Origin of the sequence: Brevibacterium picturae, from assembly GCF_900105045.1 — a bacterium.
In the GTDB taxonomy this organism is placed as follows: domain Bacteria; phylum Actinomycetota; class Actinomycetes; order Actinomycetales; family Brevibacteriaceae; genus Brevibacterium; species Brevibacterium picturae.
In genome coordinates, this window is record NZ_LT629739.1 from 2,133,734 (window position 1) to 2,155,020 (window position 21,287).

At 58.4% G+C, this 21,287-nt stretch carries 19 protein-coding genes, 3 pseudogenes and 1 other annotated feature; of the genes and pseudogenes, 17 read left to right on the plus strand and 5 right to left on the minus strand.

The genetic code is table 11. The features are described from left to right. Positions 1–42: 42 nt before the first annotated feature. Entirely contained in the window at positions 43–1,374 is a 1,332-nt protein-coding gene (locus BLT92_RS10010) for an MFS transporter (RefSeq protein ID WP_092105307.1), read from the minus strand. Between the two features lie 209 nt (positions 1,375–1,583). Here BLT92_RS10010 and BLT92_RS10015 point away from each other — a divergent pair, with 209 nt between their 5' ends. The 3 genes from BLT92_RS10015 (at position 1,584) to BLT92_RS10025 (ending at position 4,885) form a co-directional block, all read left to right on the plus strand. Continuing rightward, positions 1,584–2,753, plus strand: a complete 1,170-nt coding sequence (locus tag BLT92_RS10015; protein ID WP_092105309.1) for a PucR family transcriptional regulator — start codon at positions 1,584–1,586, stop codon at positions 2,751–2,753. Between the two features lie 261 nt (positions 2,754–3,014). Then, the gene (locus BLT92_RS10020) at positions 3,015–4,325 is read left to right on the plus strand and encodes an ISL3 family transposase (protein ID WP_092105311.1); all 1,311 of its coding nucleotides are present in this window, start codon (positions 3,015–3,017) and stop codon (positions 4,323–4,325) included. Continuing rightward, positions 4,322–4,885: a transposase gene (locus BLT92_RS10025; RefSeq protein ID WP_092105313.1), complete on the plus strand. Its 564-nt coding sequence runs from the start codon at positions 4,322–4,324 to the stop codon at positions 4,883–4,885. Before BLT92_RS10020 ends, BLT92_RS10025 begins: the two co-directional genes overlap by 4 nt. 327 nt (positions 4,886–5,212) lie before the next feature. Here BLT92_RS10025 and BLT92_RS10030 read toward each other — a convergent pair whose 3' ends face one another. Then, the gene (locus BLT92_RS10030) at positions 5,213–6,493 is read right to left on the minus strand and encodes an ISL3 family transposase (protein WP_092105315.1); all 1,281 of its coding nucleotides are present in this window, start codon (positions 6,491–6,493) and stop codon (positions 5,213–5,215) included. Positions 6,494–6,631: 138 nt separating this feature from the next. Between BLT92_RS10030 and BLT92_RS10035 the strand changes: the two genes are divergently transcribed. The 3 genes and pseudogenes from BLT92_RS10035 to BLT92_RS21260 all read left to right on the plus strand — a co-directional run. Then, a complete protein-coding gene (locus BLT92_RS10035; protein ID WP_092105316.1) occupies positions 6,632–8,023 on the plus strand; it encodes an IS1380 family transposase in 1,392 nt (463 codons plus the stop codon). Positions 8,024–8,241: 218 nt separating this feature from the next. After that, positions 8,242–8,553, plus strand: a complete 312-nt coding sequence (locus BLT92_RS10040; RefSeq protein ID WP_092105318.1) for a transposase — start codon at positions 8,242–8,244, stop codon at positions 8,551–8,553. Then, positions 8,511–8,643, plus strand: a sequence feature (AL1L pseudoknot). Its footprint overlaps the gene before it by 43 nt. Continuing rightward, positions 8,550–9,143: pseudogene (locus BLT92_RS21260) on the plus strand (IS3 family transposase); the annotation flags it as partial. (Overlaps the previous feature by 94 nt.) The gene BLT92_RS10040 and the pseudogene BLT92_RS21260, both read left to right, overlap by 4 nt. Before the next feature lie 37 nt (positions 9,144–9,180). On the opposite strand, the gene BLT92_RS10050 reads toward BLT92_RS21260, so the two are convergent. Next, positions 9,181–10,578, minus strand: coding sequence for an IS30 family transposase (locus BLT92_RS10050; RefSeq protein WP_092105320.1), 1,398 nt, complete (start codon positions 10,576–10,578; stop codon positions 9,181–9,183). Between BLT92_RS10050 and BLT92_RS21040 the strand changes: the two genes are divergently transcribed. Beyond that, positions 10,577–10,924, plus strand: coding sequence for an integrase core domain-containing protein (locus BLT92_RS21040; protein ID WP_092105322.1), 348 nt, complete (start codon positions 10,577–10,579; stop codon positions 10,922–10,924). The two genes, BLT92_RS10050 and BLT92_RS21040, sit on opposite strands and share 2 nt — an antisense overlap. A 44-nt stretch (positions 10,925–10,968) precedes the next feature. Next, positions 10,969–11,565: pseudogene (locus BLT92_RS10060) on the plus strand (IS1634 family transposase); the annotation flags it as partial. Positions 11,566–11,701: 136 nt separating this feature from the next. On the opposite strand, the pseudogene BLT92_RS10065 reads toward BLT92_RS10060, so the two are convergent. Together BLT92_RS10065 and BLT92_RS10070 are read right to left on the minus strand one after the other, a co-directional pair. Continuing rightward, positions 11,702–11,914, minus strand: a pseudogene (locus BLT92_RS10065) (transposase); the annotation flags it as partial. Positions 11,915–11,930: 16 nt separating this feature from the next. Next, positions 11,931–13,259, minus strand: coding sequence for an ISL3 family transposase (locus BLT92_RS10070; RefSeq protein WP_092105324.1), 1,329 nt, complete (start codon positions 13,257–13,259; stop codon positions 11,931–11,933). A 258-nt stretch (positions 13,260–13,517) separates the two neighbouring features. Here BLT92_RS10070 and BLT92_RS10075 point away from each other — a divergent pair, with 258 nt between their 5' ends. The 9 genes from BLT92_RS10075 (at position 13,518) to BLT92_RS10115 (ending at position 21,170) form a co-directional block, all read left to right on the plus strand. Continuing rightward, entirely contained in the window at positions 13,518–14,546 is a 1,029-nt protein-coding gene (locus tag BLT92_RS10075; RefSeq protein WP_092105326.1) for a TRAP transporter substrate-binding protein, read from the plus strand. Positions 14,547–14,549: 3 nt separating this feature from the next. Further along, positions 14,550–15,122, plus strand: a complete 573-nt coding sequence (locus tag BLT92_RS10080) for a TRAP transporter small permease (RefSeq protein ID WP_092105328.1) — start codon at positions 14,550–14,552, stop codon at positions 15,120–15,122. Then, a complete protein-coding gene (locus BLT92_RS10085; RefSeq protein ID WP_092105330.1) occupies positions 15,119–16,411 on the plus strand; it encodes a TRAP transporter large permease in 1,293 nt (430 codons plus the stop codon). Before BLT92_RS10080 ends, BLT92_RS10085 begins: the two co-directional genes overlap by 4 nt. A 115-nt stretch (positions 16,412–16,526) precedes the next feature. After that, positions 16,527–16,979, plus strand: a complete 453-nt coding sequence (locus BLT92_RS10090; RefSeq protein ID WP_092105332.1) for a MaoC family dehydratase — start codon at positions 16,527–16,529, stop codon at positions 16,977–16,979. A 59-nt stretch (positions 16,980–17,038) separates the two neighbouring features. Continuing rightward, complete coding sequence (locus BLT92_RS10095) at positions 17,039–17,905, plus strand: HpcH/HpaI aldolase/citrate lyase family protein (protein WP_197679699.1); 867 nt, start codon at positions 17,039–17,041, stop codon at positions 17,903–17,905. 82 nt (positions 17,906–17,987) lie between these two features. Beyond that, positions 17,988–18,773, plus strand: a complete 786-nt coding sequence (locus BLT92_RS10100) for an enoyl-CoA hydratase/isomerase family protein (protein WP_157691413.1) — start codon at positions 17,988–17,990, stop codon at positions 18,771–18,773. Between the two features lie 116 nt (positions 18,774–18,889). Continuing rightward, positions 18,890–19,660: a CoA transferase subunit A gene (locus BLT92_RS10105; RefSeq protein ID WP_092105338.1), complete on the plus strand. Its 771-nt coding sequence runs from the start codon at positions 18,890–18,892 to the stop codon at positions 19,658–19,660. Between the two features lie 27 nt (positions 19,661–19,687). Further along, complete coding sequence (locus tag BLT92_RS10110) at positions 19,688–20,371, plus strand: 3-oxoacid CoA-transferase subunit B (protein ID WP_092105340.1); 684 nt, start codon at positions 19,688–19,690, stop codon at positions 20,369–20,371. A 10-nt stretch (positions 20,372–20,381) separates the two neighbouring features. Continuing rightward, on the plus strand, positions 20,382–21,170 hold the full coding sequence (locus tag BLT92_RS10115) for an enoyl-CoA hydratase/isomerase family protein (protein ID WP_092105342.1): 789 nt from the start codon (positions 20,382–20,384) through the stop codon (positions 21,168–21,170). The last annotated feature ends 117 nt before the right edge of the window (positions 21,171–21,287 follow it).

The window sequence follows — 21,287 nt, forward strand, 5'->3', positions numbered from 1 at the left end:
GTGGCTCCTTCCGTGATGATGGGTGCAGGTGGTGGGGCCGGCTCAGTGCTTGAAGCCGGGCAGGTCGACGCTCAGACGTGGCGCGATCGCGCCGGCGAAGGCCGTGAACAGGGACAGGAAGGCGAGCATCGCAGCGGCCGGCCACCAGTGGTCGCCTGCCGACGCGACGAACCCGGTGGCGAGCAGCGGGATGAAACCGGAGAGCATGCCGGCAACGTTCTGCGACATGGCGACGCCCGTGTAGCGCGTGCTGGCCGGGAACAGTCCGGTCATCACGGTTCCCGATGCGGCGTAGGGCAGGGACAGCGTGCCGACCGCCAGGGTCATGGCGATGACGACGAGCACGGGCTGGCCGGAGGTGAACAAGAGGAAGGCCGGCACCGACACCACCGCCGAGGCGACACCACCCCACAGGATGACCTTGCTGGCCCCGTACTTGCCACCGAGGAATCCACCCCAGACGAGGATGAAGATCTCCGCGAAGGCCGCAACCATGCTGCCCAGCAGCATGAGTGAGTCGTCGTAGCCGAGGATGTTGACGCCGTACCAGACGCAGAACGCGGTGACGAGGTAGAAGCCGCCGACGCCCAGAAGGGCTGCGGCCATGCCGACGATGATCTGCTTCCAGCTGTCGCGGAAGGTGGTGCTGATCGGGCTCTTCTCGAGTTCATCGGACTCCTCGAGCTGACGGAACACCGGGGATTCCTCGAGGCGGCTGCGGATGTAGACGGCGACGAGGAGAAGTGGGATGGCGATGAGGAACGGGATGCGCCAGCCCCAGGAGTTGAAGCTGTCCTGCGACAGCAGCAGTGTCATGACGAAGAAGCCGCCCGAGGACAGGATCGTGCCGATGGGCGAACCGATCTGGGGAATCGCGGCATAACGCGCACGCAGGTGAAGTGGGGCGTTCTCGACGACGAGCGTCATTGCCCCCGACCACTCACCACCGACGAACAGACCCTGCAGAATGCGCAGGAGCACCAGCAGAGCGGGTGCTGCGAAGCCGATCGCCTGATAGGTCGGCAGGGCGCCGATGAGTCCGGTGACGACGCCGATGCCCACGATCGTGACCATGAGGACCCGGCGGCGGCCGACCTTATCGCCGATGCGACCGAAGATGAGTCCGCCGATGGGCCGAGCGGCGAGTCCGACGCCGAAGGTCGCAAAGGATGCCAGCGCCGCGGCAGTGGCGTTCTCGCTGGTGAAGTACTGGACGTTGAAGATCAGCGCCGCAGCAGCGCTGAAGAGGAAGAAGTCGTACCACTCGAGCGCAGTGCCGAGCAGAGCGCCGAGCGCCACCTTGTTGGCATCCTTGACGCTGAGTTCCTTGGTTGCAGTGTATTCGGACGCCGCTGTGGGGTCGTTGGTGCTCATGTTTCTCTCCATCGAGTGCAGGGCTGGATGTGTGGGGCAATCTGCCGACGAGTGAACGCCTTGCCGTCGGCTGGGCAGACGAGGCTGGGCAGACAACCTGTAACTTAGAACACTACAGAGTGAGATCGCACGATTTCGAGAAACTTTCGCCCCGGATTCTCCGTCTTCCGTTGTGCATCTGCACAGTGTTCTGCGTCTAGTCTGGATCCATGTCGCCAACACACGAGAGACAGCTCAAGGATCAGCCGCTGCCGGGGGACCGTCGGCGGTGGATCGAACTCCTCGACGCCCTCGACCTCGACCAGCTCACCGATCGATTCCTGTCCCGAGTTGTCACGGTCCCCGGCTACGATCCCGCCCCGATTCCCATCTCCGAGCTGAAGCGGACCGGACACGTCTCGTTCCAGTCACTCGTCGAGGGTCTGCGCGCCGGTGGCTTCGACGGCCGCGTCGCGGTGTCCACGGAGGTCGGTGTCTCCCGAGCTCGCGCAGGCATCCCACTCGAAGCACTGATGACAGCGATCCGGCACGACTTCAACGTCCTGTGGGAGGCTCTGACCAGGGTCGCGACGCAGGACGACGCGGAACTCGTCATCCGGCACACCGGGATCGTGCTCTCCACCGTCGACGAATACGTCTCCCAGGTCCAGCAGGCCTACACGGCGGAGCAGCAGCGCATGCGCGAGGAGGAGTCCTCGGTCAGGCAGGGCCTCATTGCGGGGCTGTTCGACGATCTCAACCCGACGGACGAACGCCTGTCCACGATCGCCTCGGCGTTGGGGCTCGATCCGGACGATCCGCTGCTCGTCGTGGCCGCACGCGGTGAGGACACCTCGGCGCTGCGGGTTCTCGTGTCCGACCATGAGCGCGCGGGCGGGACCATGTTCACGCACCACCTCGGCGATGCCCTCGTCGCCTTCACTCGGTCATCCGAGCTCTCGGGCCCACGGTTGGAGACGACCGAACGTCGCCTCGCCGAGGTGCGGGTGGGCCTGGTCAATGCCGCCGGAATCGGGTCCCTGCGCAGGTCGGCGCTGACCGCCCGCGATCTGGCGCAGGTCCTCACCCGCGACGAGGTGGGGGCGATGACCTGGGAACGCGGGTGGGCCCGGTTGGCGGCTCAGGCGCTCAATGCGGCGGGGAACTCGATCGTCACCGATGTCGAACGGGCGCTCGCCGGCTGCGGTGCGGCCGAACGCGAGCGCCTCGTCGAGGCCGTGCACACCTACCTGCGCTCGGGCAGCATCGGGGCGAGTGCGGCCGAACTGTTCTGTCACCGCAATACCGTGGCCAACCGCCTGCGTCGGTTCGCCGATCTGACCGGGGTGGACCCGATGCTTCCCGCCGAGGCGGCCCGGCTGGTCGTCGGCTGGGCGTAAGCTTTGCTGGGGGATTCGCAACCGCTGGGGGATTCGTACCCGCTGGCCGGAGGTGCCTGCGTTGAGCATTTGTGCCCGGCCGGCTGCTCGTCGGGCGGCAAGCAGCCAAGCAGAGGCGTCAGCCATTGCCGGTTATTAGTGGCTCTTCGTAAAAGAGAGTGTAGATCGGTGATTCCAGGACACGGCGCGTCGCTGCGCGGATAGACGTCGAGGTCTTCCGATGATGGAAGTTCTCACACAGTCCATCCGAAAGACCTCGACGTGGCCAAGCCTACTTTCTCGACCCCTGACCTTACGACATTCTGCCGACTCGACACCCTCGATCTGACCTGTATCGGCCAGCACATCACCGGGCACAAGGCCATCCTGGAATGCCGTCCAAACACTGCTGATGACTGGTGCCGACGGTGCGGTGGCCACGGGATCGTTCGCGATACCGTCGTCCGCCAGCTGGCCCACGAACCTTTCGGCCACCGACCAACCACGCTTCACATTCGCCTCCGCCGCTACAAATGCGTCGAGTGCGGCCGCGTCTGGCGTCAAGACACCACAGCTGCGGCACCACCACGAGCGAAGATCTCTCGAACCGGCCTCGACTGGGCGCTGCGTGCCCTCGTCATCGATCACGACACCGTGTCCGTCATCGCTGCGAAACTCGCCGTGTCCTGGCACACCGCGAACTCTGCCGTCCTCGCCGAAGGTCAGCGGTTGTTGATCAACGACCCGACCCGTTTCGACGGGGTCAGCGTCATTGGTGTCGACGAGCATGTATGGCGGCACACCCGGCGTGGTGACAAGTACGTCACCGTCATCATCGACCTCACCCCGATCAGCGAGGGAACAGGCTCGGCACGTCTGCTCGACATGGTGGCTGGCCGTTCGAAGCAGGTGTTCAAACAAGGGTTGAAAGACCGACCGAAAGAATGGCGTGAGGGCATCGACGTCGTCGCGATGGACGGATTCTCCGGCTTCAAAACAGCCTCAGCTGAGGAGCTGCCCGACGCTGTCGAAGTCATGGACCCCTTCCACGTCGTCAAACTCGCCGGTGATGCCCTCGACGAGGTACGTCGCCGAGTTCAGCAGGAGACAACCGGCCATCGCGGACGAGCAAAGGACCCGTTGTACCGGGCAAGAAGAACTCTTCACACGGGCAGCAGCTTACTCACGACCAAGCAGCAGGAAAGAATCGCGAACCTCTTCGCTGACCCGAACTTCACCGAAGTCGAAGTCACCTGGGCCGTCTACCAAGACATTGTCAGCGCTTACCGAACCACGTACCGCAAAGAGGGCAAGAGACTCTTGCAAACGGTCATCGACGCCCTGACAACGAATCTGCCATCCGAACTTGTCGAGCTCAAACGGTTAGGACGAACGTTGAAGCGTCGAGCTGCTGATGTGCTCGCATTCTTCACCCGACCGCGAACGTCGAACGGTCCCACTGAAGCGATCAACGGCAGACTCGAGCATCTACGCGGGTCCGCGCTGGGATTCCGCAACCTCACGCATTACATCGCGAGGTGTCTGCTCGAGTCCGGTGGCTTCAGACCGGTTCTACACTCTCAATTACGATGAGCCCGATTTCCTACCCGCAAGCGATCTATGACGACGAGACCGGCCAATGGGTCTCTGACGCCGAAGTCGCCGAAGTGGGCTCGTTCACCGCGTTCGCGTCTCGTCCGAAGAATGAGCGAGTGAAGTGTCGACTGGTGGTGCGCAGAGTCAAGGTCAAACCCGACTCGCAGGAAGCACTGTTTGCCACGTGGCGGCATCACGCATTCATCACCAACAGTGACCTGTCGACGGTGGAGGCTGATCGGCGGCATCGCGGTCACGCGATCGTCGAGCAAGTCATCGCTGAACTCAAGCAGGGACCGTTGGCGCATATGCCGTCGGGGAAGTTTGTGGCCAACCAGGCCTGGCTCGCCTACGCCGTCATCGCGTTCAATCTTGCTCGGGCTGCCGCCCGAGCCGCGGGGATGGGAATGGTGCGAATGCAGACTCTGCTGAGAAAGATTATTGCGATTCCGGCACGGCTGGCCAGCACAGGACGGAAGCTGATTATTCATCTCCCGAGATCGTGGCCATGGCAGGCCCAGTGGTCGCGGTTATGGGCGACGGCATCGAGTCCGTAAGCAGGAGTTGAGACCATGCACGAGTCGCCCTGCAGGGCCCGATGAGGAAACAGTCAGTGGAAGTACCAGACGAGTGGGCTGGTCCTTTGCCATGCCCGCTGACGACCACACATCAACTACATTGACAGTGCTGCGCCAGGAAGCCCCGGACGGTGGATCAAGGCTAAGCACAAGTCAAAATTTTCGTGAGACGTTATCACGCCTTTCGTTACCGCGGAATTCAAACATTGTTCATCCGTGATTCACAACGCACCGAAGCCACGACAAGGCCACATATAAATACAATCCTAATTAAACTATTGAAATTCGCCGCCGTTAAGCGGCTCTTCATAAATAGGGCTGTAGGAGCCTGTCCATTCCACCGGCATGGAGTAACGACCGAATGAGGTAGTTGCTCCGGTTGCGGAACCCCAACGCGATACCGCGCAGATGCTCCAGCCTTCCATTCAACGCCTCAGTAGGCCCATTCGAGGTTCCCGGATGATCAAAATACGCCAGAATATCGGCCCGCCTGCGCTGGAAAGTCGTCCGCAGGCTGCGTAGCTCCTTCAGCTCATCCGGGATCGTTGATGCCAGTGTGTCGATGAGCTTGGCCATGACCGCCTTGCCCTTCTTCGGCGAGGCGGCATAGGCCTTGATCGTGTCTTGGTAGAACTGCCAACACACCACCAAAGCAGCATGGTTGTCAGCGGCGAAGACACTGTTGAGCCGGTGTTTCTGCTTGTCAGTCAGGAGCCCAACCCTGGTGCGGATCGTTTTTCGAATCCCGTACAGATCATCACCAGTCCGGCCCCGACGTCCATGGATCTCGGTCTGCAGCCGCCTCCTGGTCTCATCAAGTTTCGTTCCGACAAGAGCGACAACATGGAACGGGTCCATGACCGTCGTGGCTTCCGGCAGGGCGTCGGTGGCGGCTTTCTTGTAGCCGGCGAAGGCATCCATCGCGACGTGCTCGATACCATTTTGGAAGTCATCGGGTTGGCTTCGCAGCCAGTCGCCGAAGGCCTCAGCCGAGCGGCCGGGGACGATGTCGAGCAAACGTGCCGGCTGGGACGTGAGATCAACGATGACAGTCACCCACCGGTCGACGCCGCGATGGGACCAGCAGTGCTCATCGACGCCGATCGTGGACACACCATCAAGCCGGGAGGCATCGGCGATGAGGAGCTTGCGGCCGAGGTCGAGGACCGCAGTACAGACGGTGTTCCACGAGGTGGCAAGGTTCTTCGCGATGACGTGGATGCTCATCTTGTCGATGACGACCGACTTCAGCGCCCATAAACGGGCAGTACGGGACAGCTTCGACCGGCCCACACAGGCCCGCGTCGGCGTTTGGGACCACCGTTGGTGGCAGCTGGAGCAGGTGAAGGTCCGGATACGAATAGCCAGCGTCACCGATGTCAGCCCGATGGGTGGATGGATGAGTTTGCGGATCCTCGTTGCCCGCACGAGTCCGCGCTGCTGGCAGTCGGGGCAGGAATCGTCTTGGCTGGTGAGCAGGCACAGCACAGTCAGGTGCCTGCCGGTGTGGTGTTGTCCGATCGCGGTGAGCCCGAGACCAGTCAGGGAGAGTGTGGTGTCGAGGCAGGGCGGGGTAAAGTTGTACACGAGGGGCCTTGGGTCGTGATGGAGTCTTGAATACCTACATCATTGCATCCAAGGTCCCGTACTCTTTCGCCCCGCGGTCAAGGTCCTCTGCACCGCCCTATTTATGAAGAGCCGCTATTCAACCACACACCCACGGCTGTGTCCCATTCCTTCGACGATGAGAACCTCACCGCGACCACCGGGCTGGTTCCGATCATGGCACTGGCCCAGAAGGCCGGCCTGCCAGTCCTCGCCGAAGACCGTCTGACCGTGACCACCACCGGGGCTGACAAAGGCGCGAACCCGGCACCGAAACTGGCCACACTGGTTGCAGGAATGGCTGCCGGGGCCGACTCGATCGATGACATGAACATCCTCCGCCACGGCGGCATGAAGCATCTCTTCGACCGCGTTTACGCCCCTTCGACTCTGGGCTCGTTTCTCCGCTCGTTCACCTTCGGCCATGTCAGACAACTCGACGCGATCTCCTCCCGTTTCCTGTCCAACCTCAACGAGCACACACCGCTGCTGCCAGCCAGCGAAGACACTGAACAAGCGATGGTGTTCGTCGATGTCGACGACACCGTCATCGACGTTCACTCCGCGTCGAAGCAGGGAGCCGGGTTCGGCTACCAAGGCAGTCGCGGACTCAACGCACTATTGGCGACCGCATCGACTGCCAGTTCCGGCCAAATCATCGTCGGTCAACGCTTGCGCAAAGGCTCAACCTCCTCAGCCCGAGGTGCTGACAAATTCGTCTCCGACGCTCTGGCCACCACAACCCGAATCAACTCTGGCACTTCGGTATTGGTGCGCGCTGATTCGGCATACTACTCATCAGGCGTAGTCAAAGCCGCCCACGACAACAGGGCCGATGTGTCGATCACCGTGCGCATGGACAAAAGAGTCAAAGCAGCGATCGGAATGATCAACGATGAATCCTGGACCGGCATCGAATACCCCGAAGCGATCTACGACGAAGATTCCGGGGCCTGGATTTCGAAGGCCGAAGTCGCTGAGATCCCGTTCACCGCGTTCACCTCAAAGAAGAAAGCGCTGCAGGCTACGGGCCGTCTTGTGGTCCGCCGCATCCCGGAACTGGGCGAAACCAAACGCGCTGCCGGACAAGACGCTTTGTTCGATCTATTCCGGTACCACGCGTTCTTCACTACCGTCGATCAGGATCGTTTCGACACTGTCGCCGCTGATCAAATCCATCGCAGACACGCGATTATCGAGCAGATCAATGCGGAGCTGAAGAATGGTGCCCTGGCGCATATGCCCTCCAGGGTGTTCAACGCTAACGCCGCCTGGCTCACGATCGCAGCGATCACTCACAACTTACTGCGCACTGTTGCCGGAATTGTCGGCGGGCGAATGAGCAAAGCACGCGCCCAGACGCTGCGAACACGCATCATCGGTATCCCGGCCCGGATCGCTCACCGGGCCAGGAAACTGATCCTGCATCTGCCGAGAGCCTGGCCGTGGGCGACGGAGTTCTCACGACTCTGGCAATCGGCGTTGGGACCACCCCGGACAGTGTCGACCTGACCAATTCGCCCTTTGGAAGAGGGCCCGAGACCGGAGTTATGGAGGAGCCTCCGGGAAGCTCAGTGTGGAAAAGACCGGTGAGAGACCGGGACACTACCTCCTGCCCACTCATCGCGTCCGAGCTCAAATTCGACTGAGCCCCCGGACATCAAGCAGATCGGTGGATCAAGGTTTAATGGAGACCAAGCCACGAATCCCGAAAGGACCAAACAACAACCATGGCGACCTCCAAATATCCCGACGAGCTCCGCGACCGAGCCACCCGCCTTGCCCTCGACGCCCGCCGCGACGCCGACACCCGCAACGGGGCCATTGCGCGCATCGCTGAACAGACTGGCGTCGGAAAGGAAGCCCTGCGTACCTGGGTCCGCAAGGCCGAAGCCGCCGACATTCCGCCAGAGCGCGAAGACGCTGAAGGCCGGATCCGCCGGCTGGAGAAGGAGAACCGTGAGCTGCGCCGCTCCAACGAAATCCTCAAAGCTGCAACAGCGTTTTTCGGCAAAGCGGAGTTCGACCGCCTACAGAAGTGATCGTCGCGTTCTGCGATGAGCACCGGCAACGGTGGGGACTCGAACCGATCGTCCAGGTCCTCAAACACGATCTGGGACTGCCGATCGCCCCATCGTCGTACTATGCGTTCAAACAGCGCCCCATCAGCGCTCGCGCTGCCCGCGACGCTGTCCTGAAAGAGAGAATCATGACCATTCACGCCCATCCGAGGAAACGCGTGTACGGAATTCGTAAGATCCACGCCGAGCTGAACCGCACCTTCGACCCAGTGGCCCGATGCACCGTCGAGAGACTGTGCCAGGAACTCGGTGTCCGCGGTCTCGTCCGCGGAAAGTACCCGCGCACGACACGGCCCGCACCGGAAACGAAGAGACCGTCTGACCTCGTGAAACGAAACTTCACTGCAGTTGCGCCGAACCAGTTGTGGGTCGCCGATCTCACCTACGTGCCCACGGATTCCGGGTTCGTTTACGTCGCATTCGTCCTCGATGTGTTCTCCCGGATGATCGTGGGGTGGAAGGCATCGTCGAGGATGTTCACCGACCTGGCTCTTGACGCTCTGAACATGGGTATATTCGCACGTCAACGGGCTGGTCAAGGTGTTGAAGGACTCACCCACCATTCGGACCGCGGGGTTCAAGGCGGATTCAATCGGTGGTTGCAACACCGGTACTTTCAATCGATTCTAGCTGCTCGGCAAAGACTTCGGCTGGGGTTTTCCAACCGAGGACTTTCCGTGGCCGATTGTTCAGCGAGTAAGCGACAGCCTCGAGCTCTTGGGCTTCCCACCTCGACAGGTCTGTGCCTTTCGGGAAGTATTGCCGCAGCACTCCGTTTGTGTTTTCATTCGTCGGTCTCTGCCACGGCGAATGCGGATCCGCGAAGAACACTTTCGTGCCGGTATCGACCGCGAACCGAGCATGGTCTGATAGCTCCTTGCCCCGGTCCCACGTGATCGTCTTCCGCAACTGCTGCGGCAGGCACGTCATCGACTTCGTCAACGCTGTCGCCATCGCCTGGGCCCCATACCCGGCTAGTGCCGGCCCGTTCTTGATCCGTGGTTGTTGTCCGTACCCGTCGAGCCTGGGTAGGTGCACCAGCAGCGTCGAGCGCGACTTGCGCTCGACGAGCGTGCCGATGGCCGAACGGTTCGTGCCGATGATGAGGTCACCCTCCCAATGCCCAGGCACAGCCCTGTCAGCGGCCTCGGCCGGCCGCTGGGAAATGACCACATCAGCGGTGACATGCCCCTGAGGTTTGCTCTGGGCCCTGGCTCTGGGTTTACGCAGAGACCTCCCGGTCCTCAACGCAGCGACGAGCTCTCGCTTGAGTGCGCCGCGGCCCTCGATGTAGAGCGCCTGGTAGATCGCTTCGTGACTGATTCGCATAGCACCATCATCGGGGAACTCGAGCTTCAACCGTTGCGAGATCTGTTCCGGACTCCACGCGATCGACCAAGCCCGGTCTCCACGATGGGGCTTGTTCCGGCCCTTCCAAGCCGCGACCGCCGGCCCGGCAACCACGGTACCGTCTGGTAGACACACATGACCATCGAGATGCTCCTGAACATAGGCGCGCAATCGGGGGTTCTTCACCAGCTTTGCGGTCTTCGGTCGACGCGCCATCAGCTCAGACTTCCACTGCGCGACGGATGCCCGATAGTGTAGCTTCCCGGCCCGAGTTGCTGCATTGCGGCGCAGTTCGCGCGAGACTGTCGAGGCGTCACGGCCGAGTCTCCTCGCGATCTCGCGAACACCTACGTTCTGAGTACGTAGCAACGCGATTTCCTCGCGCTCAACGAAGGACAGATACCGGCCACCGGGCTCGACGAGTGTGATCGTTGCCATACCACCACCTTGGCGGAACCACCGCGCCCCGACAGCCTGCGACACTCCAACCGCGGCACCAGCATCCTCTGAGGAGGCACCGATTGCGACCTCTTTCCAGAACTGGCGCTCGACACTGCGCCTGCTCTTCGGGGCTCCTGGTGAGATCATCGGGTTCCTGCCTGTCAGCCCCTTCAGCCACCCTGCTGGTCGTCCCATGGTCGTCCTTTCTCTCAAAGTGTTGCAACGACCAGTTGAATCCGCCCAATATCGTGCGGTGCGCTACGCGAAGGCTCTTGAGGAGGCTGGTGCGGTAGCGTCGGTCGGGTCCAAGGGCGATTCTTACGATAATGCGATGGCTGAGGCGCTGAACTCCTTGTACAAGGCTGAGCTCGTCTTCCTCGAGGGGCCGTTCGCGGGCCTCGACGATGTTGAGGTCGCGACCGCCCAGTGGGTGCACTGGTTCAACACGGAGCGCCTGCATTCGATGCTGGGGTACCGTACTCCGGCCGAGGTTGAAGCCGAGTACTTCGAGGACAACGAAGTGCTTGCCGATGCTGCCTGATCACTGAACGACCGTTCATCCTCCACAAAAACCGGGACTTGACAAAGCGACTCGACCCGGATCGGGTGAAGGTCAGACGCGAACCCGTGTGGTCGGCTCAGGAACATCCGGACGCGTGGCGGGTGGTGTGGCAGTACCGGCGCAACCGGGCACTGGCAATCATCGACGGTGACAAGCCGGCGAAGAAGGCCCGGTTCGTCAAGGTCACCGACGAAGAGAAAACCTTCGACGAGAAGACGTATGAGCGGGCGATGAAGCTGACAGGATTCAAAGGCTACGTGACGAACATTCCCGCCGGGACCATGCCAGCCGCTGAAGTCATCGGTAGCTATCACGACCTGTGGCATGTAGAGCAGTCTTTTCGCATGTCGAAGACGGACCTACGAGCCAGGCCGATCTTCCACCGCACCAGGGACGCAATCGAGGCGCACCTGACGGTGGTGTTCACCGCGTTGGCCGTAACGAGGTTCATGCAGGCCGCGACTGGGGAGTCGTTGAAGAAGATCATCACATCGCTGCGGCCATTGCGGGAGTTCACTGGCCGGGTCGGTGGGCAACACATCACCTTCGATCCCGAGGTCACTGGGGAGGCGCGGGAAATCGCGGCTGAGCTACTGCCGGGCCGGTTTGCGGGGCACTAAAGTTGTGGAACTCAGGTCCGAATACGGAGTATCCGCAGCAGGCTGTCTTCCCAATTTCAGGGCAGGAAGCCACCCCGACGCTGGGTCCGCCGGATCTCCGAAGACTCCTGAGTTGAGGATGAGCTGAAGGTGAGTGTCAAACTGTTCGCAGGGTGGTCCAACCAGTCTCGATCAACCAGTCCCATGGCCAGCTACGCGGCAACCGCAGTAGTCGTCGGCGTCCAGTACGAATGATCCGCCCAGCCACAGCCAACAGGCGGAAGCGGAGTCGTTTAGGCTCCCACCTGCGAGCCGGTGCTGAGTCGTCGAACGCCAGTGTCTGCATCCACGCCAGCAGGTCACCGGCCAAAGCGGCTCTTCCGGTTTCAGAGTGCGTTGACCCGGGCCGATAGCTGCCCGGAGTGGAGCAGACAGCGCAGCACGTAGTGCTCGAAGTTCCTGAAGCCCAGACCAATGCCCCGCAGATGCTCGAGGCGTCCGTTGATCGCTTCGACCGGCCCATTCGACGCACCTCCACGGTCGAAGAACGCCAGCACCTGAGCCTGCTTCCGCCACAACGTCCTCCCCAGCTGAGCAAGCTCCTCAAGCCCTTTCGGCAGGCCTCTGCGCAGACTCTCGATCACTGCCTGCATGAGACGCCTGCCCGTCTTCCGATCGGGATGCTCGTACGCATCGATGACGTCCTGGTAGACCAGGTACGTCACTTCCAACGCGACGTGGTCATCATGCTCGGCCCACAACCGCTCCAGCCGGTCTGTTGCCCGCTTGTTCAGCAGGGATCGGCGGGTCAGCAGAGTCCGTCGCCCCCGGTACAGGAGATCCTTCTTCCGGCCACGATGTCCATGGATCTGTTGCTGCAAGCGTTGCCTGCAGGCAGTGAGCTTCTGCCCGGCCAGCTGCACGACGTGGAACGGGTCCATCACCGGCGTCGATTCCGGCAGCGACTCCATAGTCGCCGTGTGGTAGCCGGCGAACCCGTCCATCGTGACGACTTCGACTCCGGCACGGAATGCTGGGGAGCGCTCGTTCAGCCATGTGGTCACGACTCTGGCGGAGCGTCCCGCTTTCACATCCAGCAGACGTGCTCGACCGGTTCCGTCGATGAGCGGGGTCAGGTCGACGAAGATCGTCGCGAAAGAGTCTTCGCCTTGTCCGCGCACGTGTTTCCAGCAGTGCTCATCGATGCCCAGGACCCGGACGCCCGACAGATGGTCAGGATCTGCATAGACCAGCGACTTCGCCGCGTTGATGGCCAAGTGGTTGACGAGGTCCCAGCCGAGTCCGAGTGCCTTGCTGATCGCTTGGATGCTCATCTGATCGTGGATGAGGCGTTTGAGGATCCAGGTCGTGGCGCGTTTCGTGGTCTTCGCCCCGGGCTCGGCGGCTTCGAGTGGGTGCTGGAAGATCGAACGCCGGCACTGGGGGTGAACGCACTGATAGCGCGGCAGTCGTACGTGCAAACGGGTCGGGTGGCCGGTGATGGGAACGTCTGTCAGGTGACGGATGACGTGATCACGCAGTCGTCCTTCCGCCCCGCAGTCAGGGCAGAATCCCGCCGGTTCTCGTGGTGTGGCTTCGATGACGGTGACGTCGTCATCGGTGATGTGCGCGCCGGTGATGTGGATGCCGAGTTCGAGGGTGCGGCAGATGACATCGGCTACAGGACACGACTGGGCTGAGGAGGTAGATTGCATGGCAGGGCCTTGGGTGTGAGGGATCTTGGAGAATTTCCATCATCACCCAAGGCCCGCCTCTCATTCATCACCGACACACTGGGTGCAGAGACCCTGCTACGCACTCTGAAACCGGAAGAGCCCCTTAACGGTTAATTCGCAGTATTCTCTTGCAGATGCATGAGCGATCATATATCGTGCATTATATTCGTCCGGTAGAAATGTGGTTCTCATTGGTGAGACCGGGCGCTGCCGCGCGAGAGATTCAAAGGAGAAGAGATGAAGGTACGAAACACAGTCGCAATTGCAGCAGTGGGAACCCTCCTGCTAGCTGGCTGCGGTAGCAACGGAACCAACAACGATCAGGTGGTTCTCAAAGCCGCGGATTGGTATCCGGAAGCGCATATGGGTATTCAGGAAGGCACCAAAATATGGATGGACAAGGTCGAAGAGTACACCGACGGGAACGTCAGCTTCGACCACTATCCAGGGGAGCAGCTAGGTAAAGCTTCAGACTTTCTTAACTTAGTTCAAACAGGCGCTGCAGACGCAGCGCTCATTGGATCACCGTACTACCCAAGTGAGATGCCTGTTGCATCGGTGGGGCAACTACCTGGCCTCTTTCAAACATCTTGTGAAGGCACTAAAGGATATTGGGATCTCGTCAAACCAGGTTCAAAGATTGCCGAAACAGAGCTCGCGGAAATGGAAGTAGTGCCGGTATTCACCGCGGTATCACCTTCGTACGAGATAATGACATCAAAAAAGCCACTGGAAGAGACTAACGATGCACACGGGCTAAAAATAAGGACTTCCGGAGGCCTGTACGAAGAATCTGTCACACAGATTGGGGCCTCTCCCACCTCAATTACCGCGTCCGAACAATATGAAGCACTTAACAGAGGAACGATCGACGGCACCGTCTTTGGATACGCGACCGCTCCTGACTATAGCCTTGAGGAAGTAGTGAAATATGGAACCGTAGGTGCCAAAATGGGATCGTTCCCAACGGTCGAAGTGATAAGTAAAGATGTATGGGATTCAATTCCCGAGGAATACCAAGGTGAAATACTGAAAGCAGGCGAAGAAGCTAGCCTACATCTGTGCGAAGTTTGGGATAATCGCGAAACCACGAACCGTGAGAAGTGGAACAAGGACGGAATAATAGAGGTTACTGAAATCGACGACTCGCAACAAAATGATTGGAACGATAGCCACAAAAAGGTCCAGGAAAAATGGCTCAGTAACCTCTCCGACGAGCAGCGCACCGAGGCGAAACAGGCTCTTGATCAGCTTAGCCAGGATTAACCCATGCGCCCAAACACCAGACTCAATTCCGCGTGGAAATATGTTGAGCGCGCTGGAGCGTACCTAGCTGGACTGGCCGTTGGGGCGATGGTAGTCACAACCACAATCGAAATCATCAGTCGAAACCTGTTTACCAGCTCCATATCGTGGGTCTTTGAATTTCAAGTCCAATATTTAATGATCATTGCATATTTTATGTCTGTATCGTATGCCCAACTGCGTAAAGACCATATCTACATAGAATTATTAACAGATCGCATTCGAGGATATTCGCTTAAGGCTGCAACGATATTAAATAAAACTGTATGCCTTGCAATAACAGGGTTGTTAACCTACTACAGTTTTACATTGCTGGAAAAGAGTATTCGAACACAGTCGCTCGGTCAGCCGAGTTTGCCCTGGCCGGAGTGGACTTCCGATATTTTTCTCCTCATTGGTTTCGGAATGATAACGGTTCGGTTTTGTATTGAGTTGGTGCAAAGCCTACGTGCGAAGCCAGACCACAATAATTCAGCAGCGCCATTGATTGCCGAGCGAGATTATGGCAGCGAGGGAACAAAGGAGCAGGGCGAATGACGGTAACGATCATCCTGGTACTCCTCCTTGCGCTGCTAATACTGGGAGTACCTGTTGGTTTTGCAATTGCGGCCTCGGGCGCCCTGGGTTTGTATCTGATAGGAGGTGGACGCGCACTTCAAGGGATTCTAGAAACGGCACCGCACGCCGGAGCATCTCAATACAGCCTCCTAGCAATTCCGATGTTCATTTTCATGGCGCAACTAATTGTTAAAACGGGTATAGCATCCGAGCTATTTGAAATCGGAAGGGTGTGGGTTGGCAGGTTACCTGGCGGACTGGGAATTGCGACGAACCTGGCCGGCGCGCTATTTGCTGCCCTATCTGGCTCGAGTACTGCCTCGGCGGCAACGCTCAGCGGTACAGCGCTGCCGGAGATGACCAAAGCAGGCTATCGTAAGGAAATTTCCGGTGGTCTCGTGGCTACAGCTGGAACACTCGCGATGATGATTCCTCCTAGCATTGCGCTAATACTTTATGGAATTTTGGCCAATGCGAGTGTTGGTAGGTTATTAATAGCGGGCATTGTTCCGGGCATACTTATCTCGATTACGACAACGATTACATTTCTGATCGTGATCAAGGTGTCGCCGGGAAGCGTGCCAAGTGGGCAGGCATATTCGGGCCGGGCGAAACTTGGAACGCTTAAGAACATTGGTCCCTTTCTCGTATTGTTCCTTCTGGTTACCGGCACCATCTACGCGGGCGTGGCTACTCCAACAGAAGCGTCAGCACTCGGTGCACTCGGTGCCATAGTGATTGGCTTGGCACGGAAGGCCCTGCCATTGTCGAAATTGACGGAATCACTGTTGGATACGGTGCGGGTTAGCGCGATGATCACCACGATTGTCATTGGATCCCACATATTTGGATACTTTCTAACCTACTCCGGTGTAACTAAACAATTGCTTGACTGGGTAAATGAAGCCTCGCTCCCGCCTGCAGCTATATTGATCATATTTGTGATCATCCTGCTTATACTTGGTTGCCTGATGGACCAGATCGCTATTCTAGGCTTGACAGTACCGATCATGGCTCCTGTGATGGACTCACTCGGATTCAATCTTGTCTGGTTCGGTGTAATCGTGGTGTTCTTCGCAGAAATTGGTATGATTACTCCTCCCTTCGGAATGAATGCATTCATTGTATCCCGATATTCGAACGAATCAGTCGCTGTGATCTTTAAGGGAATTATGCCGTACTTCATTAGCTTGATACTTCTTGGTGTCGTATTGCTCGCTTTTCCAGAATTAATTCTTGTCGTTCCCGACGCTATGATGGGAGGGTAAGTAGGGAATTGAATATCCGTTACTAATAGGTTTGTTTGAAGGTTAATCGCAGAGTTTTCGCTGCGTTGTAGACACGATCCAATGCAGCAACAGAGACTAGATTTTGGAGATACAAATGGCTGGAAAGTATTTTGAAGAGCTCGAACTTGGATGGACTATTGAACACGATATAAAAAAGACGGTCACTGAAACGGACAATGTCCTATTTAGTGCTCTGACGTTGAACTTGGCGCCTTTACACATCGACGCTCATTATGCGGCCGAGACAGAGTTCGGCAAACCATTGGTTAACAGTCTGTACACCCTGGGTTTGGTTTGCGGGATTAGCGTAGCTGACACGACTCTTGGCACAACGGTTGCGAATCTTGGCTTTGGAAAGATTACTTTCCCGGCACCCGTATTTGCGGGCGATACTGTCAATGTGGAGACAACTGTAGTGGCGCACCGTGAGTCTCGCAGCAGACAGGATAGCGGAATAGTCACATTTTCCCACACAGGCAAGAATCAAGACGGCGTCGTCGTTTGCGAATGCGAGAGAGCCGCGTTGATGTCTAAGTCGCACAAATAGTTGCAAGCTAACATATATTATATTTTGAGAGAGGATTATCGATGAAACCATATAGGTCGATGCTGTTTACGCCCGGACACAAATCCGGCTGGCTTAGGAAGGCGATAGATACTGGGGCGGATGCGATTATTTTCGATCTTGAAGATTCGGTGCCCCCGGCATCCAAAGAGGACGCGCGTGGCATTGTGAAATCCGAGATTGTAGCTAACGGTTTTGGCCGAACCGACCTGTGGGTCCGACCGAACAGTTTTGATACCGATGATTTTTTAGTTGATTTGGAATCAATTGTTGTGTCCGGTCTTACGGGTCTATTCTTGCCGAAAGTTGAATCTCCGGAGCAGATTGTAGCAATTGACGGTATTCTTTCGTACCTTGAGCGCGAGCGCGGTCTTGACCCGAACGGCATCGGGATTATATGTAGCTTCGAAACCGCCATTGGGATGAGTCGTTGCGAGTCGATCGCTTCCGCTTCGAGTAGAGTTTGGAGCCTTCTCGGCGCGACTGGTCCGGATGCCGACGTGGCTCGAGCGCTAGGGTTTGAGTTCAGTTTAGAGGGGCTGGAGTCGCTTTATCTTCGGAGTCGAATCTTGTTGGCCGCGAGATCGAGTGGCATGAGTCATGTGATTTCGGGACTCTGGCAGGACGTACGTGACCTTGAAGGGTTGTCCAAATTCGCGGAATCGAATCGCAAACTTGGATATAGGGGCATGATTGTTATTCATCCGTCTCATGTTCCGGTTGTTAATTCCGTGTTTACGCCAACGGAGGATGAAGTCAACTATAGTCGTCGGCTGATCGAGGCCTATTATGCGGCTGAAAAGAGCGGCAGTTCGGCAATTGACTTTGAGGGGCAGCACGTGGATATTGCTCATTTGCGCACAGCTCGTGACCTGGTTGAATTTTACGAAAGCGTGACGGTTAAATAGATCTCTGTTATTGGTTGGGATGAATTCAATTTGGGTGCGTGAGTATTGATAGTCCTGTTCTTTGATTCTTTGGAGGGTTATTGTGTCTGATGTTGTGCCCGGAGTTCAGATCGCGGAATCCGATCAGAGTCTGAGTATTAAGTTTGATGATTATGACCGAAGAAATCCTATCACGGTCGATGTGCGACTCGCGGTTATGGAGGCGTTGAGCAGACGACGGAAAGACACTAAGTGTGTTGTCTTTTCTGGTTCGGGTGGGGTTTTTTCGTCGGGTGGTGACCTATCCAGTATGCCACCGGATTCGAACTGGGCCAGCGATGTTCGAATGCGGGTTGTTGGCGCGTTTATTCAGTCTGTTATGGAGCTTCCGTTGCCAACTATTGCGGCTGTAGAAGGCCCCGCTGCTGGAGCCGCGGTGGGGCTCGTGGCTGGCTGTGATTTTGTTGTCGCCAGCGAGGAGAGTTCTTTTCATCTGCCCTTTAGCAAGCTCGGTCTATTTCCCGATGGAGGAATATTGAGTACCCTCGCTCAACGAGTCGGCGCGGCGCAGTCTAGGCGGCTGTTGATTTGTGGGAGCAAGCTGGATTCGGTAGAAGCGTATCGACTGGGCCTGGTCGACGAATTGGTGCCATCTGGGTCGTCGTTAGACCGCGCACTGGAGATTGCGAAATTAATGTCGCATCGGTCTCCCAACTCGATTCAGTCCATTAAGGAGACATTACTCGAGGGAGTACCTAGCCTGGAATTTGTATTGCGTTCAGAAGTGTGGAGGCAAAGGAAGTGTTTTACTCATCCTGATTTTTCTGAGGGTAGGGCTGCATTTTTTGACCGTAGAGAGCCCGTGTTCGGCCCATTGGGCAGTGTTTAGACCCGTTGATTCGAAGTTTATGTTTTCCATCTATTTGCGGTAGATCTATTGATGTATTGTTTCTCGATTTATAGTAATGCCCCTTTATTCACTGGATTTGTAGATTGGAGTTTCTTATGGACAAAGTAGTTGGTAGTGTGGCCAGTGCTGTCGCTGACATCCCGAAGGGCGCCTCGATTGCGGTCGGTGGTTTCGGAGTCTGCGGTATTCCCTCAGTGCTCATCGATGCCGTTCGCGAGCTCGGAGTCGACGAGCTCGAGGTGTTCTCGAACAACGCCGGCATCGACGATGTCGGACTGGGCAGGCTCCTCGCCGACGGCCGCCTGCGCCGGGTCGTTGCATCCTACGTGGGTGAGAACGCCGAGTTCGCTCGCCAGTACCTCGGCGGAGATCTCGAACTCGAGCTGACTCCGCAGGGCACCCTGGCCGAGCGGATGCGTGCCGGCGGTTCCGGAATCCCCGGCTTCTACACAAGCGCGGGTGCCGGCACACAGATCGCGGAGGGCGGGCTCCCATGGCGATTCGACGCCGACGGCGACGTCGTCAAGGCCTCGCCCCCGAAGGATGTCAAAGTGTTCTCCACCTTCGGCGAGCCGAAGGGCTACGTGCTCGAAGAGGCGATCGTCGCCGACTTCGCCCTCGTGCGTGCGGCGGTCGGCGACCGCCACGGCAACCTCTCTTTCAATGCCTCCGCCCGCAACTTCAACCCTGCCGCGGCGATGTGCGGTCAGATCGTCATCGCCGAGGTCGAACGCCTGGTCGAACCCGGCGAACTCGCTCCCGAGGACATCGATCTACCTGGCATCTACGTCCACCGCGTCGTTGAGCTCTCCCCCGAGCAGGCAACGGACAAGCTCATCGAACGCCCGGCCTTCACCGAACGCTGACCACGACCACATTTCAGGAGACCCACCATGCGACTCACTCGCAGCCAACTCGCGGCACGTGCCGCCGCAGACGTGTCCGACGGACAGTACGTCAACCTGGGCATCGGAATCCCGACGCTCATCCCAGGTTTCATCGGCGACGACAAGACCGTCGTCTTCCAGACCGAGAACGGTCTTCTCGGCTTCGGCCCACATCCTTACCGCGGTGAGGAGGACCCCGACCTCATCAATTCCGGCAAGCAGCCGGTGACGATGAAGCCAGGCGGTTCCTACTTCGACTCCGTCTCGAGCTTCGGCATGGTCCGTGGAGGCAAGATCGACATCACTTTCCTCGGTGGGATGCAGGTTTCGGCAGAAGGCGATCTGGCGAACTGGATGATCCCGGGGAAGATGGTCAAGGGCATGGGCGGGGCGATGGACCTCGTCTACGGCGCGAAGAAGGTCGTCGTCCTCATGGACCATGTCGCCAAGGACGGATCGCCCAAGATCCTCCAGCAGTGCGTCCTGCCGCTGACCGGACGCCGCGTCGTCAATCGGATCATCACCGACATGGCCGTCATCGACGTCACACGCAAGGGACTCGTCCTCATTGAGCACGCTCCGGGGCTGAGCATCGAGGAAGTCCAGGAAGCGACCGGAGCTCCGCTCATCATCAGCGAGAATGTGCGTCCGATGACGATCATCGACGACCCGGCCACCGCAAATGCATAAGGAGCAAATTGTGTCTTATGAAAACTACGAGCGTCTGACGTTCGAGCACAAAGAGAACGGGGTCCTCCTCGTCACGATCAACCGTCCCGAGAAATACAACGCCGCTGACAACACTCTGCTGGCCGAGTACATGACCGTGTGGAACGACATCACCGCCGACGACGACACCCGCGTCGTCGTCATCACCGGTGCCGGCAAAGCCTTCTCCGCCGGCGGCGACCTCACCGAGGAAGTGGACAAACTCAACAGCTTCGACGCCGCGATGCGCACCTTCAAAGAAGCCCGCGGACTGGTCAACAACATGATCGAATGCGACAAACCGATCATCTCCGCGATCAACGGTCCCGCTGCTGGCGCCGGACTGGCCGTCGCCCTGATGTCCGACATAAGCATCATCGGCAAGACCGTCAAGATCACCGACGGACACGTCAACATCGGTCTTGCTGCCGGCGACCACGCCGCGATCATCTGGCCCCTGCTGTGCGGGATGGCCAAGGCCAAGCACATCCTCCTCACCGGCGACCAGATCACCGGCGAGGAAGCCGAACGCATCGGCTTGGTCTCCCAGGCCGTGGACAAGGAGAACGTCCTCGACGAGGCTCTGGCCCTGGCCGACCGGTTGGCAAGCAAACCGAAGTATGCACTCCAGTTCACCAAACACTCGCTGAACAACTGGCTGCGTTTGGCGATGCCGACGTTCGAGTCCTCGCTCGGCTACGAACTCCTGACGTTCTTCTCCCCGGATGCGAAGGAAGGCATGACGGCGTTCTTGGAGAAGAGAACACCCGACTTCGACTGAACACGTAGCTATTATCGAAATTCCGAATATGCGAAACAGTCGATTTCGGGCGACTCTCCAAATATGTTAATTAGCAATAAAACGTCCTTTGCAAAGTACATGGAGGTGGTGACCGAT

Bases quoted from the DNA above. Each gene is read 5' to 3' on its own strand.
- BLT92_RS10010 (WP_092105307.1), bottom strand. From the start codon at position 1,374: ATGAGCACCAACGACCCCACAGCGGCGTCCGAATACACTGCAACCAAG.
- BLT92_RS10015 (WP_092105309.1), top strand. From the start codon at position 1,584: ATGTCGCCAACACACGAGAGACAGCTCAAGGATCAGCCGCTGCCGGGG.
- BLT92_RS10025 (WP_092105313.1), top strand. From the start codon at position 4,322: ATGAGCCCGATTTCCTACCCGCAAGCGATCTATGACGACGAGACCGGC.
- BLT92_RS10040 (WP_092105318.1), top strand. From the start codon at position 8,242: ATGGCGACCTCCAAATATCCCGACGAGCTCCGCGACCGAGCCACCCGC.
- BLT92_RS21040 (WP_092105322.1), top strand. From the start codon at position 10,577: ATGGTCGTCCTTTCTCTCAAAGTGTTGCAACGACCAGTTGAATCCGCC.
- BLT92_RS10050 (WP_092105320.1), bottom strand. From the start codon at position 10,578: ATGGGACGACCAGCAGGGTGGCTGAAGGGGCTGACAGGCAGGAACCCG.
- BLT92_RS10070 (WP_092105324.1), bottom strand. From the start codon at position 13,259: ATGCAATCTACCTCCTCAGCCCAGTCGTGTCCTGTAGCCGATGTCATC.
- BLT92_RS10075 (WP_092105326.1), top strand. From the start codon at position 13,518: ATGAAGGTACGAAACACAGTCGCAATTGCAGCAGTGGGAACCCTCCTG.
- BLT92_RS10080 (WP_092105328.1), top strand. From the start codon at position 14,550: ATGCGCCCAAACACCAGACTCAATTCCGCGTGGAAATATGTTGAGCGC.
- BLT92_RS10085 (WP_092105330.1), top strand. From the start codon at position 15,119: ATGACGGTAACGATCATCCTGGTACTCCTCCTTGCGCTGCTAATACTG.
- BLT92_RS10090 (WP_092105332.1), top strand. From the start codon at position 16,527: ATGGCTGGAAAGTATTTTGAAGAGCTCGAACTTGGATGGACTATTGAA.
- BLT92_RS10095 (WP_197679699.1), top strand. From the start codon at position 17,039: ATGCTGTTTACGCCCGGACACAAATCCGGCTGGCTTAGGAAGGCGATA.
- BLT92_RS10105 (WP_092105338.1), top strand. From the start codon at position 18,890: ATGGACAAAGTAGTTGGTAGTGTGGCCAGTGCTGTCGCTGACATCCCG.
- BLT92_RS10110 (WP_092105340.1), top strand. From the start codon at position 19,688: ATGCGACTCACTCGCAGCCAACTCGCGGCACGTGCCGCCGCAGACGTG.